This is a genomic window from Escherichia sp. WS33, from assembly GCF_046486385.1.
GTDB lineage: Bacteria > Pseudomonadota > Gammaproteobacteria > Enterobacterales > Enterobacteriaceae > ECMA0423.
On the sequence record NZ_JBJQLJ010000004.1, the window covers coordinates 180,820 to 195,253 of the forward strand.

Consider the following 14,434-nt stretch of genomic DNA (forward strand, 5'->3'; position numbering starts at 1 on the left):
TTATTCCTGCTATCCTTCGCGGCAGTTTTTCTTATTGAGGTTGCTTTATGACCACTCATGACCGCGTTCGTCTCCAGTTGCAGGCGCTTGAAGCGTTACTGCGTGAACATCAGCACTGGCGAAACGATGAACCCCAGCCGCATCAATTTAATAGTACCCAACCGTTCTTTATGGACACCATGGAACCACTGGAGTGGTTGCAGTGGGTGCTGATCCCGCGAATGCACGATTTGTTAGATAACAAACAGCCGTTACCGGGCGCTTTTGCCGTTGCACCCTATTATGAAATGGCGCTGGCGACGGACCATCCGCAACGCGCGCTTATTCTGGCTGAGCTGGAAAAACTGGATGCTCTTTTTGCGGATGATGCGAGCTAATGCTGGAAATACTCTATCAGGATGAATGGCTGGTTGCGGTAAATAAACCCTCCGGCTGGCTGGTTCACCGCAGCTGGCTGGATCGCGACGAGAAAGTAGTGGTCATGCAAACCGTGCGTGATCAGATTGGCCAGCACGTTTTTACCGCTCATCGTCTGGACCGACCCACTTCTGGTGTGTTGTTGATGGGATTATCCAGCGAGGCCGGACGGCTGCTGGCACAACAGTTTGAACAGCACCAAATCCAGAAACGTTACCATGCGATTGTGCGCGGCTGGTTGATGGAAGAAGCAGTTCTGGATTATCCACTGGTGGAAGAACTGGACAAAATCGCTGATAAATTTGCCCGCGAAGATAAAGGCTCGCAGCCAGCAGTGACGCATTATCGCGGTCTGGCGACCGTAGAAATGCCGGTAGCGACCGGACGTTACCCGACCACGCGCTACGGCCTGGTGGAACTGGAGCCGAAAACCGGACGCAAACATCAGCTTCGCCGACATCTTGCCCATTTGCGTCATCCGATTATTGGCGATAGCAAACATGGCGATTTACGCCAGAATCGCAGCGGTGCTGAGCATTTTGGCCTCCAGCGGTTAATGCTACATGCCAGTCAGTTGTCATTGACGCATCCTTTTACTGGCGAGCCGCTGACTATTCACGCGGGCCTGGACGACACCTGGATGCAGGCGTTATCACAATTTGGCTGGCGCGGTCTGCTTCCTGAAAATGAAAGGGTTGAGTTCAGTGCGCCATCGGGTCAGGATGGAGAGATAAGTTCCTAATCCAGGGAGAAAACGGTATGGCGGAAATTGGTATTTTTGTCGGCACCATGTACGGAAATTCGCTGTTAGTGGCGGAAGAAGCAGAAGCAATTCTGACCGCACAGGGCCACAAAGCAACGGTATTTGAAGATCCTGAATTAAGCGACTGGCTGCCCTATCAGGATAAGTATGTTCTGGTGGTTACGTCCACGACCGGGCAGGGCGACCTTCCTGATAGCATTGTGCCGCTCTTTCAGGGAATCAAAGATAGTCTGGGCTTCCAGCCGAATCTGCGTTATGGCGTGATTGCGCTCGGCGACAGCAGTTATGTAAATTTCTGCAATGGCGGCAAACAGTTCGATGCCTTGTTGCAGGAACAGAGCGCTCAGCGGGTTGGCGAAATGCTGTTGATTGACGCCAGTGAGAACCCGGAACCGGAAACGGAATCAAATCCGTGGGTCGAACAGTGGGGCACGCTGTTGTCCTGATATGTTCAGCGAGCGGTAAATGTCGTTTTAGCGGTGCTGAATCGAATATTTTCAGGCAAATGCCAGTAAAAACTGCTTCATAGCGCGGATTTTTACTGGCGTTTGCCTGGAGTCAAGCGATCCATTTCATACTCTTCTTTATTTCTTCGTTTTAACCCTTCCTTTCTTGTTCTTGTTTTCATTTCCGTGAAGTGGATTCCACCGTCCAGGGCTAATGCCAAAATCGGGCCTCATTGAACGCATTAATGTTGTGTTGTTGCACGGTGAGCCGCTATGGCGCGCTTTTTATACTGCTATTGCCAGATATAAACACGCGCCGTATTCGGCGAACGACCTATAAAAACGGCAAAAAACACCCTACGTCACCTCTGATTTCCTGGCTATGTCGCAGTCCAGAGTGAGCGTGGCTAACGCGAATTTTCAGGAGTGCAACAATGAGTTCTTTAAGTCAGGCTGCGAGCAGTGTGGAAAAACGCACGAATGCTCGTTACTGGATAGTGGTGATGTTGTTTATCGTCACATCCTTCAACTACGGCGACCGCGCTACGCTTTCTATTGCCGGTTCGGAAATGGCCAAAGATATCGGCCTTGATCCCGTGGGAATGGGCTATGTGTTCTCTGCCTTCTCATGGGCTTATGTTATCGGGCAGATCCCTGGTGGTTGGTTGCTGGATCGTTTTGGTTCAAAACGCGTCTACTTCTGGTCGATCTTTATCTGGTCGATGTTTACCTTGCTGCAAGGCTTCGTCGATATCTTTAGTGGATTCGGCATTATCGTTGCCCTGTTTACTCTGCGCTTCCTGGTCGGGCTTGCTGAAGCGCCATCTTTCCCCGGCAACAGTCGCATTGTTGCGGCCTGGTTTCCGGCGCAGGAAAGGGGAACGGCGGTGTCGATTTTTAACTCCGCTCAATACTTCGCAACGGTGATCTTCGCGCCGATTATGGGCTGGCTGACGCATGAAGTGGGCTGGTCACACGTCTTCTTCTTTATGGGCGGTCTGGGGATTGTCATCAGCTTTATCTGGTTGAAAGTCATCCACGAGCCAAATCAACATCCGGGGGTAAATCAGAAAGAGCTGGAGTACATCGCCGCGGGTGGCGCGCTGATCAATATGGATCAGCAAAACACCAAAGTTAAAGTGCCGTTCAGCGTGAAGTGGGGGCAGATCAAACAGCTGCTCGGGTCACGGATGATGATCGGCGTTTATATCGGTCAGTACTGTATCAACGCCCTGACTTACTTCTTTATTACCTGGTTCCCGGTTTATCTGGTGCAGGCGCGTGGGATGTCGATTCTGAAAGCGGGCTTTGTGGCTTCCGTTCCGGCGGTTTGCGGTTTTATCGGCGGTGTGCTGGGTGGGATTATTTCCGACTGGCTGATGCGCCGCACGGGATCGCTGAACATTGCGCGTAAAACACCGATCGTAATGGGCATGTTGCTGTCGATGGTGATGGTGTTCTGCAACTACGTCAACGTTGAGTGGATGATCATCGGCTTTATGGCGCTGGCCTTCTTCGGTAAGGGCATCGGGGCGCTGGGTTGGGCAGTAATGGCAGATACCGCGCCAAAAGAGATCAGCGGTCTTTCCGGTGGCCTGTTCAACATGTTCGGTAACATTTCTGGCATCGTCACGCCAATCGCAATTGGTTATATCGTTGGCACGACTGGCTCCTTTAATGGGGCGCTGATTTATGTTGGTGTTCATGCCTTAATCGCGGTACTGAGCTACCTGGTGCTGGTGGGCGATATCAAGCGTATCGAGCTGAAACCTGTCGCGGGGCAATAAGATGACGACACAATCCAGTCCTGTTATTACTGATATGAAAGTCATTCCGGTCGCCGGGCACGATAGCATGTTGCTTAATATTGGTGGTGCACATAGCGCATATTTCACCCGCAATATTGTGGTACTCACCGATAATGCCGGGCATACCGGTATTGGTGAAGCGCCGGGCGGAGAGGTGATTTATCAGACGCTTGTCGATGCTATTCCGATGGTGCTGGGCCAGGAAGTTGCGCGCCTGAATAAAGTGGTTCAGCAGGTGCATATAGGTAATCAGGCGGCCGATTTTGATACCTTCGGCAAAGGTGCCTGGACTTTTGAATTGCGCGTTAATGCCGTGGCGGCGCTGGAAGCCGCCTTGCTTGACCTGCTAGGTAAGGCGTTGAATGTTCCGGTCTGCGAACTGTTAGGGCCAGGCAAGCAACGCGATGCTATTACCGTCCTCGGTTATCTGTTTTATATCGGTGATCGGACCAAAACCGATCTTCCTTATCTGGAAAATACGCCGGGCAACCATGAGTGGTATCAGTTGCGCCATCAGAAAGCGATGAACAGCGAAGCCGTTGTGCGTCTGGCGGAAGCCTCACAGGATCGCTATGGCTTTAAAGATTTCAAACTTAAGGGCGGAGTGTTACCTGGCGAGCAAGAAATCGACACTGTTCGTGCATTGAAGAAACGCTTCCCGGATGCGCGGATTACCGTTGATCCCAACGGTGCATGGCTGCTTGATGAAGCCATTTCTTTGTGCAAAGGGCTGAATGATGTTCTTACCTATGCCGAAGATCCGTGCGGCGCTGAGCAGGGTTTCTCCGGTCGTGAAGTGATGGCGGAGTTTCGACGGGCGACCGGCTTGCCCGTCGCGACTAACATGATCGTCACCAACTGGCGCGAAATGGGCCATGCGGTGATGCTCAATGCGGTAGATATTCCACTTGCCGATCCGCACTTCTGGACGCTTTCCGGTGCAGTCCGCGTGGCACAGCTTTGCGACGACTGGGGGCTAACCTGGGGCTGCCATTCTAATAACCATTTCGATATTTCTCTGGCGATGTTTACCCATGTGGGCGCGGCGGCACCGGGTAATCCTACCGCTATCGATACCCACTGGATTTGGCAGGAGGGCGATTGTCGCCTGACCAAAAATCCGCTGGAGATTAAAAACGGAAAAATTGCCGTTCCTGATGCGCCCGGTCTGGGCGTGGAACTGGACTGGGAACAGGTACAAAAGGCACATGAGGCCTATAAACGTCTGCCTGGCGGTGCGCGTAACGACGCAGGTCCGATGCAGTACCTGATCCCCGGCTGGACCTTTGACCGTAAACGTCCCGTTTTCGGCCGTCATTGATTCTGAAAAAGGACATAAATATGAGTTCTCAATTTACGACGCCTGTTGTTACTGAAATGCAGGTCATCCCGGTGGCGGGTCATGACAGTATGCTGATGAATCTGAGTGGTGCACACGCACCGTTCTTCACGCGTAATATTGTGATTATCAAAGATAATTCCGGTCACACCGGCGTAGGCGAAATTCCCGGCGGCGAGAAAATCCGTAAAACGCTGGAAGATGCGATTCCGCTGGTGGTGGGTAGAACGCTGGGTGAATACAAAAACGTTCTGACGCTGGTGCGTAATACATTTGCCGATCGTGATGCCGGCGGGCGCGGTTTGCAGACATTTGATTTGCGTACCACTATTCATGTAGTTACCGGGATAGAAGCGGCAATGCTGGATCTGCTGGGGCAGCATCTGGGGGTAAACGTGGCATCGCTGCTGGGCGATGGTCAACAGCGTAGCGAAGTCGAAATGCTCGGTTATCTGTTCTTCGTCGGTGATCGCAAAGCCACACCGCTGCCGTATCAAAGCCAGCCGGATGACTCATGCGACTGGTATCGCCTGCGTCATGAAGAAGCGATGACGCCGGATGCGGTGGTGCGCCTGGCGGAAGCGGCGTATGAAAAATATGGCTTCAACGATTTCAAACTGAAAGGCGGTGTACTGGCCGGGGAAGAAGAGGCCGAGTCTATTGTGGCACTGGCGCAACGCTTCCCGCAGGCGCGTATTACGCTCGATCCTAACGGTGCCTGGTCGCTGAACGAAGCGATTAAAATTGGTAAATACCTGAAAGGGTCGCTGGCTTATGCAGAAGATCCGTGTGGTGCGGAGCAAGGTTTCTCCGGGCGTGAAGTGATGGCAGAGTTCCGTCGCGCAACTGGCCTGCCGACCGCAACCAATATGATCGCCACCGACTGGCGGCAGATGGGCCATACGCTCTCCCTGCAATCCGTTGATATCCCGCTGGCGGATCCGCATTTCTGGACGATGCAAGGTTCGGTACGTGTGGCGCAAATGTGCCATGAATTTGGCCTGACCTGGGGTTCACACTCAAACAACCACTTCGATATTTCCCTGGCGATGTTTACCCATGTTGCCGCCGCTGCACCGGGTAAAATTACTGCTATTGATACGCACTGGATCTGGCAGGAAGGTAATCAGCGCCTGACCAAAGAACCGTTTGAGATCAAAGGCGGTCTGGTTCAGGTGCCGGAAAAACCGGGGCTGGGTGTAGAAATCGATATGGATCAAGTGATGAAAGCCCATGAGCTGTATCAGAAACACGGGCTTGGCGCGCGTGACGATGCGATGGGAATGCAGTATCTGATTCCTGGCTGGACGTTCGATAACAAGCGCCCGTGCATGGTGCGTTAAGACAGAAAACCAAAACCGGCTCTATCTGGAGCCGGCTTGAGACTGATGCTAAACGCAAAATAGCCTGTTGTGCTATGTATCAGGTCTACATCATTTTTTAATTCATTGAATTTAATTGGTTTTGTAGGCCGGATAAGGCGTTAACGCCGCATCCGGCATAAACACAGGCACTTTGTCACCAATCTGAAACCAGCGTCATAAAAAGCCGATTGCTACTCGACAAGACGTCCGTTACCCGAGAATTTTGCTGGCTTCGCGCGCTACATTATCCATCTCGTCCAACAGTTCCAGCAGCTCCGGCTCCAAATCTTCTTCTTTAGTACCGCTACGTAGCTGTTGTTCGATCAGTTGGCAGAGATTCTTCATACGCGGCACACCGCTATAGCCGCAACTGCCATGCAGTTTATGAATCAAATCAACCAGGCCTTCCGGGTTTTCTCCAACCAGCTGTTCCTCAACTTTGTTGCGAACTTCAGGCAGGAAATCGAGTAACATTTGCAGCATATCGCGCGCTAAATCGGTTTTTCCTGCTGCCTGGCGTAGTGCCAGTTGCCAGTCGAGGGTCGCATTCGGGTTCACCACAATTTCGTTGACTTCGGGCGTCACGACGCGAGAGGAAATACCGCTGCCAGGCTTGTAGCGCAACAACAAATTATGCAATCGCTCTTCTTCAATCGGTTTCGCCAGATAATCGCTCATCCCTGCGCCAAGCAGCTTCTCTTTTTGCCCGGCCATTGCATGCGCCGTTACCGCGATAACCGGCGTTTGTTGCTGATGGGGGAGCTGGTGGATGAGCTCGCAGGCCCGAATGCCATCCATGTCAGGCATTTGAATATCCATTAAGATCAAATCGAACGGCATCTGTTTCGCCCGTTCAACCGCCTGATGCCCGCTATCGCAAAGTTCCACATGTTGCACCATATCTTCCAGCAATGCGCCGATAAGTTTCAGGTTAGCGGGGTTGTCATCAACTGCCATGACTGTCATTGCCAGCTTGCTTTCATCGGTTACAGGCAAAAGCGTGTTTTGTTTGTGATGACAAAATTCCGTCAGGGCAGGCAACAGGCGCGTAGGTGTTAATGGTTTCAGCAGACACGCGCCGATACCATCTTGCTTGAGTTTTTCTGCATTGACTTGTGCATGGCAAGGAAGTGCCAGCATCAGGAAATCGGTCATCGATACCGCTTTCGCTAATCGCTCATGTTGCATTGTTAGCGGCTCGCGGAAGGTCACCGCGATGCCTAACAACATCATGTCGTAATGCGCGGGAGGCAGCGCGGAGAACGTTGGGCTATAAACCACTTCCAGCGGCGTTTCACTTAAAATATCCAGCGTGCATTGCGCTGCTGCGGAGTTTGGTTCGACATAGGCCAGGCGCTTACCGGCGAGGCACTGGGTGGATGGCCCTTCGATAATAATGTTCGGGTTCAGATCGAGATTAATGTGGAACCAGAAAGTTGAACCGCGATTCGGCTGGCTATGGAACGAAATATCGCCGCCCATTTCATTAACCAGTTTTTGTGTAATCACCAGCCCCAGACCGGTGCCACCATGACGGCGGGAAATACTGGCATCAGCCTGTCGGAAGGCCTGGAATAAGCGCGATTGATCGCGTTCAGGAATACCAATGCCGGTATCCCGAATCTGCACTTCAATCTGCACTTTGGTATTACTCAGCGCACGTTTTTCTACCAGAATATCAATGTTGCCATTCTCGGTGAATTTAATTGCATTCCCCACCAGGTTAGTGATGATTTGCTGTAATCGCAGTGGGTCGCCGATCACGTTATCAGGCACGTCGCTTTTAATATTGAGCGTCAGTTCCAACCCTTTATCGTGAGAAGAATGTGCCAGCAGAGTAACGACTTCATCCAGCGTGCTGCGTAGTGGGAATGGAATACTTTCCAGAATCAGCTTACCTGCTTCCAGTTTCGAGAAGTCGAGAACATCATTAATAATTGCCAGCAAATTATTTGCCGAACGTTCAATCGTATTCAGGTGATCGCGCTGCGTTGGTGTTAATTCTGTTTTCAGCGTCAGGCGGGTAAAGCCAATAACACCATTCAGTGGTGTACGCAGCTCGTGTGACATATTTGCCAGAAACTCGGATTTAATACGCGCCGCTTCCTGGGCGCGCTTTTTCGCCAGATCTAACTCAACGTTCTGAATTTCCATCTGCTCCAGCGTTTCACGCAGATCGGACGTCGCCTGGTCGATATTGTGCTGCATCTCTTCGTGATAAGCAGCCAGCGACATTGCCATCGAGTTGATACCGTTTTTCAGCATATCCAGCTCGCCGAGCATAAATCCTTCCACCCGGCTGTCGAGTTGCCCGCGACGGATGCGGTCGACGGTATTCACCATGTTGCGAATCGGACCGGTTACATCGCGCATTAAGCGCCAGCCAAAAATAAGCGCAATACCGATACAAAACAGCATCATCACGCTGGAAATAAAGATCTCTTTATATTGCTGCAAACGAACCGATTTAAGATCCAGCTCAAGCGCAATATATCCCAACATATTTTGACTATTTTTGGCATCGCTACTGGGCGATTCGTCGGGGGAGTAACTCTCAGAAATAATCGGCGTGCGGAGGATCATAATATCGCCGTCACGAGTGACAGTGAGCTGGCGAGGAAACGGCACGTTGCTGCCGAGCTGCATTGATGAGGGATCAAGATGAAAATTGGAGGTGACAAAGAGTCGGTTATTTTCATCATAAACCGAAATCGCGCGAACAATATCGGAATGGCGACGATGCAGTACGCTTATTAACTGACCGATAGATTCGCGATTTTGCAGGCTCATGCCATATTCAGTAGAAACTGCAAGCGGCTCAATAATGCTGGCACCGGCATCTTCCAGTTGACGCTGCAAGTCGTTATAGCGATGCACGACGAAAAAGATACTCAGCAATAAACCAATAAGGACGGTCGGTGCCAGGATCAGAATCATCATGCGTGCGCGCAGGCTGTAGTTGGTCATGGAGTTCCGTTATGGGACAATTAAGGTCACACTGTTAAATTGAGAAAGTCTCGCCAATGGCGCAATTCTACTCTGCAAAACGACGCACGACGACGCGTCAGATCATAACCGTTTCAGTCAACGACCTCGACTCTTTTGGTCAGGGCGTGGCGCGACATAACGGCAAAGCGTTATTTATTCCTGGATTACTGCCACAGGAAAACGCGGAAGTTACTGTTACTGAAGATAAAAAACAGTACGCCCGCGCTAAAGTCGTGCGCCGGTTAAGCGATAGCCCGGAACGCGAAACGCCACGCTGCCCTCATTTTGGCGTATGCGGTGGCTGTCAGCAACAACACGCCAGCGTGGATTTACAGCAGCGAAGCAAAAGTGCGGCACTCGCCCGATTAATGAAACACGAAGTCTCTGAAGTGATCGCCGATGTTCCCTGGGGCTATCGCCGTCGCGCGCGTTTAAGTTTGAACTACTTACCGAAAACACAGCAACTTCAGATGGGCTTTCGCAAAGCGGGCTCCAGTGACATTGTCGACGTCAAACAATGCCCCATTTTAGTGCCCCAACTTGAAGCATTGCTGCCCAAAGTCAGGGCATGCCTGGGCAGCTTACAAGCTATACGCCATCTTGGTCATGTTGAACTGGTACAGGCAACCAGCGGCACGCTGATGATTTTGCGCCATACCGCACCGCTAAGTTCGGCTGATCGCGAAAAACTGGAACGCTTTTCGCATTCTGAAGGCCTGGATCTGTATCTCGCCCCCGATAGTGAGATACTCGAAACCGTCTCTGGTGAGATGCCCTGGTATGACTCAAACGGGTTGCGCTTAACTTTTAGCCCGCGCGATTTTATTCAGGTCAATGCGGGTGTGAACCAAAAAATGGTAGCGCGTGCGTTGGAATGGCTGGATGTGCAACCTGAAGATCGCGTACTGGATCTGTTCTGCGGTATGGGCAACTTTACACTGCCATTGGCGACACAAGCTGCCAGTGTGGTGGGTGTAGAAGGTGTTCCGGCGCTGGTGGAAAAAGGCCAGCAGAATGCGCGTCTTAATGGCTTACAGAATGTGACGTTTTATCACGAAAATCTTGAAGAAGATGTCACAAAGCAGCCGTGGGCGAAAAACGGCTTCGATAAAGTGTTGCTGGACCCCGCGCGAGCAGGTGCCGCAGGTGTTATGCAGCAAATTATAAAACTGGAACCTATTCGTATAGTTTATGTATCCTGTAATCCTGCAACGCTGGCTCGGGATAGCGAAGCGTTATTAAAAGCAGGATATACCATTGCGCGACTGGCGATGCTGGATATGTTCCCACACACGGGACATCTGGAATCGATGGTACTTTTCTCGCGCGTTAAATAGTTACGATTTGCCGATTTCGGCAGGTCTGGTCCCTAAAGGAGAGGACGATGGTTGCGGTAAGAAGTGCACATATCAATAAGGCTGGTGAATTTGATCCGGAAAAATGGATCGCAAGTCTGGGTATTACCAGCCAGAAGTCGTGTGAGTGCTTAGCCGAAACCTGGGCGTATTGTCTGCAACAGACGCAGGGGCATCCGGATGCCAGTCTGTTATTGTGGCGTGGTGTTGAGATGGTGGAGATCCTCTCGACATTAAGTATGGACATTGACACGCTGCGGGCGGCGCTGCTGTTCCCTCTGGCTGATGCCAACGTAGTTAGCGAAGATGTGCTGCGTGAGAGCGTCGGTAAGTCGGTTGTTAACCTTATTCACGGCGTGCGTGATATGGCGGCGATCCGCCAGCTGAAAGCGACGCACACTGATTCTGTTTCCTCCGAACAGGTCGATAACGTTCGCCGGATGTTATTGGCGATGGTCGATGATTTTCGCTGCGTGGTCATCAAACTGGCGGAGCGTATTGCTCATCTGCGCGAAGTAAAAGATGCGCCGGAAGATGAACGCGTACTGGCGGCAAAAGAGTGCACCAATATCTACGCGCCGTTGGCGAACCGTCTTGGGATTGGGCAACTGAAATGGGAGCTGGAAGATTACTGCTTCCGTTATCTGCACCCGACCGAATACAAACGCATCGCAAAACTGCTGCATGAACGCCGTCTCGACCGCGAACACTATATCGAAGAGTTTGTCGGTCATCTGCGCGCTGAGATGAAAGCTGAAGGCGTTAAAGCTGAAGTGTATGGTCGTCCGAAACACATCTACAGCATCTGGCGTAAAATGCAGAAAAAGAACCTCGCCTTTGATGAGCTGTTTGATGTGCGTGCGGTACGTATTGTCGCCGAGCGTTTACAGGATTGCTATGCCGCACTGGGGATAGTGCACACTCACTATCGCCACCTGCCGGATGAGTTTGACGATTATGTCGCTAACCCGAAACCAAACGGTTATCAGTCTATTCATACCGTGGTTCTGGGGCCAGGTGGCAAAACCGTTGAGATCCAAATCCGCACCAAACAGATGCATGAAGATGCAGAGTTGGGTGTTGCTGCGCACTGGAAATATAAAGAGGGCGCGGCAGCTGGCGGCGCACGTTCGGGACATGAAGACCGGATTGCCTGGCTGCGTAAACTGATTGCGTGGCAGGAAGAGATGGCTGATTCCGGCGAAATGCTCGACGAAGTACGCAGCCAGGTCTTTGACGACCGGGTGTATGTCTTTACGCCGAAAGGTGATGTCGTTGATTTGCCTGCGGGATCAACGCCGCTGGACTTCGCTTACCACATCCACAGTGATGTCGGACACCGCTGCATCGGGGCAAAAATTGGCGGGCGCATTGTGCCGTTCACCTACCAGCTGCAGATGGGCGACCAGATTGAAATTATCACCCAGAAACAGCCGAACCCCAGCCGTGACTGGTTAAACCCAAACCTCGGTTACGTCACAACCAGCCGTGGGCGTTCGAAAATTCACGCCTGGTTCCGTAAACAGGACCGTGACAAAAACATTCTGGCTGGGCGGCAAATCCTTGACGACGAGCTGGAACATCTGGGGATCAGCCTGAAAGAAGCAGAAAAACATCTGCTGCCGCGTTACAACTTTAATGATGTCGACGAGTTGCTGGCGGCGATTGGTGGCGGGGATATCCGTCTCAATCAGATGGTGAACTTCCTGCAATCGCAATTTAATAAGCCGAGTGCCGAAGAGCAGGACGCCGCCGCGCTGAAGCAACTTCAGCAAAAAAGCTACACGCCGCAAAACCGCAGTAAAGATAACGGTCGCGTGGTGGTTGAAGGTGTCGGTAACCTGATGCACCACATCGCGCGCTGCTGCCAGCCGATTCCTGGAGATGAGATTGTCGGCTTCATTACCCAGGGGCGCGGTATTTCAGTACACCGCGCCGATTGCGAACAACTGGCGGAACTGCGCTCCCATGCGCCAGAACGCATTGTTGACGCGGTATGGGGTGAGAGCTACTCCGCCGGATATTCGCTGGTGGTCCGCGTGGTGGCTAATGATCGTAGTGGGTTGTTACGTGATATCACGACCATTCTCGCCAACGAGAAGGTGAACGTGCTTGGCGTTGCCAGCCGTAGCGACACCAAACAGCAACTGGCGACCATCGACATGACCATTGAGATTTACAACCTGCAAGTGCTGGGGCGCGTGCTGGGTAAACTCAACCAGGTGCCGGATGTTATCGACGCGCGTCGGTTGCACGGGAGTTAGGCCGAAATTTGCTCGTATCTACAATGTAGATTGATATATACTGTATCTACATATGATAGCGGTTTGAGGAAAGGGTTATGATCCACAGTAGCGTAAAGCGTTGGGGAAATTCACCGGCGGTGCGGATCCCGGCTACGTTAATGCAGGCGCTCAATCTGAATATTGATGATGAAGTGAAGATTGACCTGGTGGATGGCAAATTAATTATTGAGCCAGTGCGTAAAGAGCCCGTATTTACGCTTGCTGAACTGGTCAACGACATCACGCCGGAAAACCTCCACGAGAATATCGACTGGGGAGAGCCGAAAGATAAGGAAGTCTGGTAATGGTAAGCCGATACGTACCCGATATGGGCGATCTGATTTGGGTTGATTTTGACCCGACAAAAGGTAGCGAGCAAGCTGGACATCGTCCAGCTGTTGTCCTGAGTCCTTTCATGTACAACAACAAAACAGGTATGTGTCTGTGTGTTCCTTATACAACGCAATCAAAAGGATATCCGTTCGAAGTTGTTTTATCCGGTCAGGAACGTGATGGCGTAGCGTTAGCTGATCAGGTAAAAAGTATCGCCTGGCGGGCAAGAGGAGCAACGAAGAAAGGAACAGTTGCCCCAGAGGAATTACAACTCATTAAAGCCAAAATTAACGTACTGATTGGGTAGTGTTACTAACTCACTTCTATTCTGGTCACAGGTTTCCACCTGACAGACCCGCAATTTTCAGGACAATTCAATGAATCAAATCGACCGTTTGCTCACTATTATGCAGCGCCTGCGCGATCCGGAAAACGGCTGCCCGTGGGATAAAGAGCAGACATTTGCCACCATTGCGCCTTACACCCTTGAAGAAACCTACGAAGTGCTGGACGCCATCGCCCGTGAAGATTTTGACGATCTTCGCGGTGAACTGGGCGATCTGCTATTCCAGGTGGTGTTTTACGCGCAAATGGCTCAGGAAGAAGGGCGCTTTGACTTTAATGATATTTGCGCTGCTATTAGCGATAAATTAGAGCGTCGCCATCCGCATGTTTTTGCTGATAGTTCTGCCGAAAACAGTAGTGAAGTGCTTGCCCGTTGGGAGCAAATCAAAACCGAAGAGCGCGCGCAGAAAGCGCAGCATTCGGCGCTGGACGATATTCCTCGTAGTTTACCGGCTTTAATGCGGGCGCAAAAAATCCAGAAACGTTGCGCCAACGTTGGCTTCGACTGGACGACGCTTGGCCCGGTGGTTGATAAAGTCTACGAAGAGATCGACGAGGTGATGTACGAGGCGCGGCAGGCTGTTGTCGACCAGGCTAAACTGGAGGAGGAAATGGGGGACCTGCTGTTTGCCACGGTTAATCTGGCTCGCCATTTAGGGACGAAAGCAGAAATCGCATTGCAAAAAGCGAACGAAAAATTCGAGCGTCGTTTTCGCGAAGTGGAGCGTATTGTTGCCGCGCGTGGACTGGAAATGACAGGTGTTGACCTCGAAACAATGGAAGAAGTCTGGCAACAGGTAAAACGGCAGGAAATTGATCTCTAAGGGAATTACGCGGTCAAGCGCCATTTGTGTCATTTTTTAAATGACAAGCGCTTGATTTGCGTCAAAAACATTTACCCCAAAGGGGCTATTTTCTCACTCCTGATTTCAATAGTGCGCTGGCGAAGAGGAGGGATAATGAAAGTTTGTGGCACAGGTCATGTTAGGGT

Annotated in this window: 12 protein-coding genes; 11 read left to right on the top strand and 1 reads right to left on the bottom strand. The window is 51.5% G+C overall.

What is annotated here, in order from left to right; translation table 11 throughout:
* The first annotated feature begins 47 nt into the window (after window positions 1–47).
* From ACJHXA_RS05530 to gudD, 6 genes are all read left to right on the top strand, one after another.
* A complete protein-coding gene (locus ACJHXA_RS05530; RefSeq protein WP_000206990.1) occupies window positions 48–377 on the top strand; it encodes a YqcC family protein in 330 nt (109 codons plus the stop codon).
* Window positions 377–1,159: a tRNA pseudouridine(65) synthase TruC gene (gene truC, locus ACJHXA_RS05535; RefSeq protein ID WP_000890008.1), complete on the top strand. Its 783-nt coding sequence runs from the start codon at window positions 377–379 to the stop codon at window positions 1,157–1,159. The genes ACJHXA_RS05530 and truC overlap by 1 nt, the downstream gene beginning before the upstream one ends.
* A 17-nt stretch (window positions 1,160–1,176) precedes the next feature.
* The gene (locus ACJHXA_RS05540; RefSeq protein ID WP_000807753.1) at window positions 1,177–1,626 is read left to right on the top strand and encodes a flavodoxin; all 450 of its coding nucleotides are present in this window, start codon (window positions 1,177–1,179) and stop codon (window positions 1,624–1,626) included.
* 434 nt (window positions 1,627–2,060) lie between these two features.
* Entirely contained in the window at window positions 2,061–3,413 is a 1,353-nt protein-coding gene (gene gudP / locus ACJHXA_RS05545; protein WP_000097082.1) for a galactarate/glucarate/glycerate transporter GudP, read from the top strand.
* 1 nt (window position 3,414) lies between these two features.
* Window positions 3,415–4,755 carry an enolase C-terminal domain-like protein gene (locus ACJHXA_RS05550; protein WP_000211813.1) on the top strand — a complete coding sequence of 447 codons (1,341 nt, stop codon included), beginning with the start codon at window positions 3,415–3,417 and terminating at the stop codon, window positions 4,753–4,755.
* 20 nt (window positions 4,756–4,775) lie between these two features.
* Window positions 4,776–6,116 (top strand): glucarate dehydratase, encoded by a 1,341-nt coding sequence (gene gudD / locus ACJHXA_RS05555; protein ID WP_000098271.1) that lies wholly within the window; start codon window positions 4,776–4,778, stop codon window positions 6,114–6,116.
* 231 nt (window positions 6,117–6,347) lie between these two features.
* Here the strand turns inward: gudD and barA are convergent, their stop codons facing one another.
* Entirely contained in the window at window positions 6,348–9,104 is a 2,757-nt protein-coding gene (gene barA / locus ACJHXA_RS05560; protein ID WP_000186450.1) for a two-component sensor histidine kinase BarA, read from the bottom strand.
* A gap of 56 nt (window positions 9,105–9,160) precedes the next feature.
* On the opposite strand from barA, the gene rlmD reads away from it, so the two are divergent.
* From rlmD to mazG, 5 genes are all read left to right on the top strand, one after another.
* Window positions 9,161–10,462, top strand: a complete 1,302-nt coding sequence (gene rlmD / locus ACJHXA_RS05565; protein ID WP_000046790.1) for a 23S rRNA (uracil(1939)-C(5))-methyltransferase RlmD — start codon at window positions 9,161–9,163, stop codon at window positions 10,460–10,462.
* Window positions 10,463–10,509: 47 nt separating this feature from the next.
* Window positions 10,510–12,744 carry a GTP diphosphokinase gene (relA, locus tag ACJHXA_RS05570; protein ID WP_000226815.1) on the top strand — a complete coding sequence of 745 codons (2,235 nt, stop codon included), beginning with the start codon at window positions 10,510–10,512 and terminating at the stop codon, window positions 12,742–12,744.
* Window positions 12,745–12,821: 77 nt separating this feature from the next.
* Complete coding sequence (gene mazE / locus ACJHXA_RS05575) at window positions 12,822–13,070, top strand: type II toxin-antitoxin system antitoxin MazE (protein ID WP_000581937.1); 249 nt, start codon at window positions 12,822–12,824, stop codon at window positions 13,068–13,070.
* Window positions 13,070–13,405 carry an endoribonuclease MazF gene (gene mazF / locus ACJHXA_RS05580; RefSeq protein WP_000254745.1) on the top strand — a complete coding sequence of 112 codons (336 nt, stop codon included), beginning with the start codon at window positions 13,070–13,072 and terminating at the stop codon, window positions 13,403–13,405. The genes mazE and mazF overlap by 1 nt, the downstream gene beginning before the upstream one ends.
* A 70-nt stretch (window positions 13,406–13,475) precedes the next feature.
* Entirely contained in the window at window positions 13,476–14,267 is a 792-nt protein-coding gene (gene mazG, locus ACJHXA_RS05585; protein WP_001071648.1) for a nucleoside triphosphate pyrophosphohydrolase, read from the top strand.
* Window positions 14,268–14,434 lie beyond the last annotated feature (167 nt).

Bases quoted from the DNA above. Each gene is read 5' to 3' on its own strand.
- barA (WP_000186450.1), bottom strand. From the start codon at position 9,104: ATGACCAACTACAGCCTGCGCGCACGCATGATGATTCTGATCCTGGCA.
- gudP (WP_000097082.1), top strand. From the start codon at position 2,061: ATGAGTTCTTTAAGTCAGGCTGCGAGCAGTGTGGAAAAACGCACGAAT.
- ACJHXA_RS05540 (WP_000807753.1), top strand. From the start codon at position 1,177: ATGGCGGAAATTGGTATTTTTGTCGGCACCATGTACGGAAATTCGCTG.
- relA (WP_000226815.1), top strand. From the start codon at position 10,510: ATGGTTGCGGTAAGAAGTGCACATATCAATAAGGCTGGTGAATTTGAT.
- mazE (WP_000581937.1), top strand. From the start codon at position 12,822: ATGATCCACAGTAGCGTAAAGCGTTGGGGAAATTCACCGGCGGTGCGG.
- truC (WP_000890008.1), top strand. From the start codon at position 377: ATGCTGGAAATACTCTATCAGGATGAATGGCTGGTTGCGGTAAATAAA.
- mazF (WP_000254745.1), top strand. From the start codon at position 13,070: ATGGTAAGCCGATACGTACCCGATATGGGCGATCTGATTTGGGTTGAT.
- rlmD (WP_000046790.1), top strand. From the start codon at position 9,161: ATGGCGCAATTCTACTCTGCAAAACGACGCACGACGACGCGTCAGATC.
- ACJHXA_RS05530 (WP_000206990.1), top strand. From the start codon at position 48: ATGACCACTCATGACCGCGTTCGTCTCCAGTTGCAGGCGCTTGAAGCG.
- gudD (WP_000098271.1), top strand. From the start codon at position 4,776: ATGAGTTCTCAATTTACGACGCCTGTTGTTACTGAAATGCAGGTCATC.
- ACJHXA_RS05550 (WP_000211813.1), top strand. From the start codon at position 3,415: ATGACGACACAATCCAGTCCTGTTATTACTGATATGAAAGTCATTCCG.
- mazG (WP_001071648.1), top strand. From the start codon at position 13,476: ATGAATCAAATCGACCGTTTGCTCACTATTATGCAGCGCCTGCGCGAT.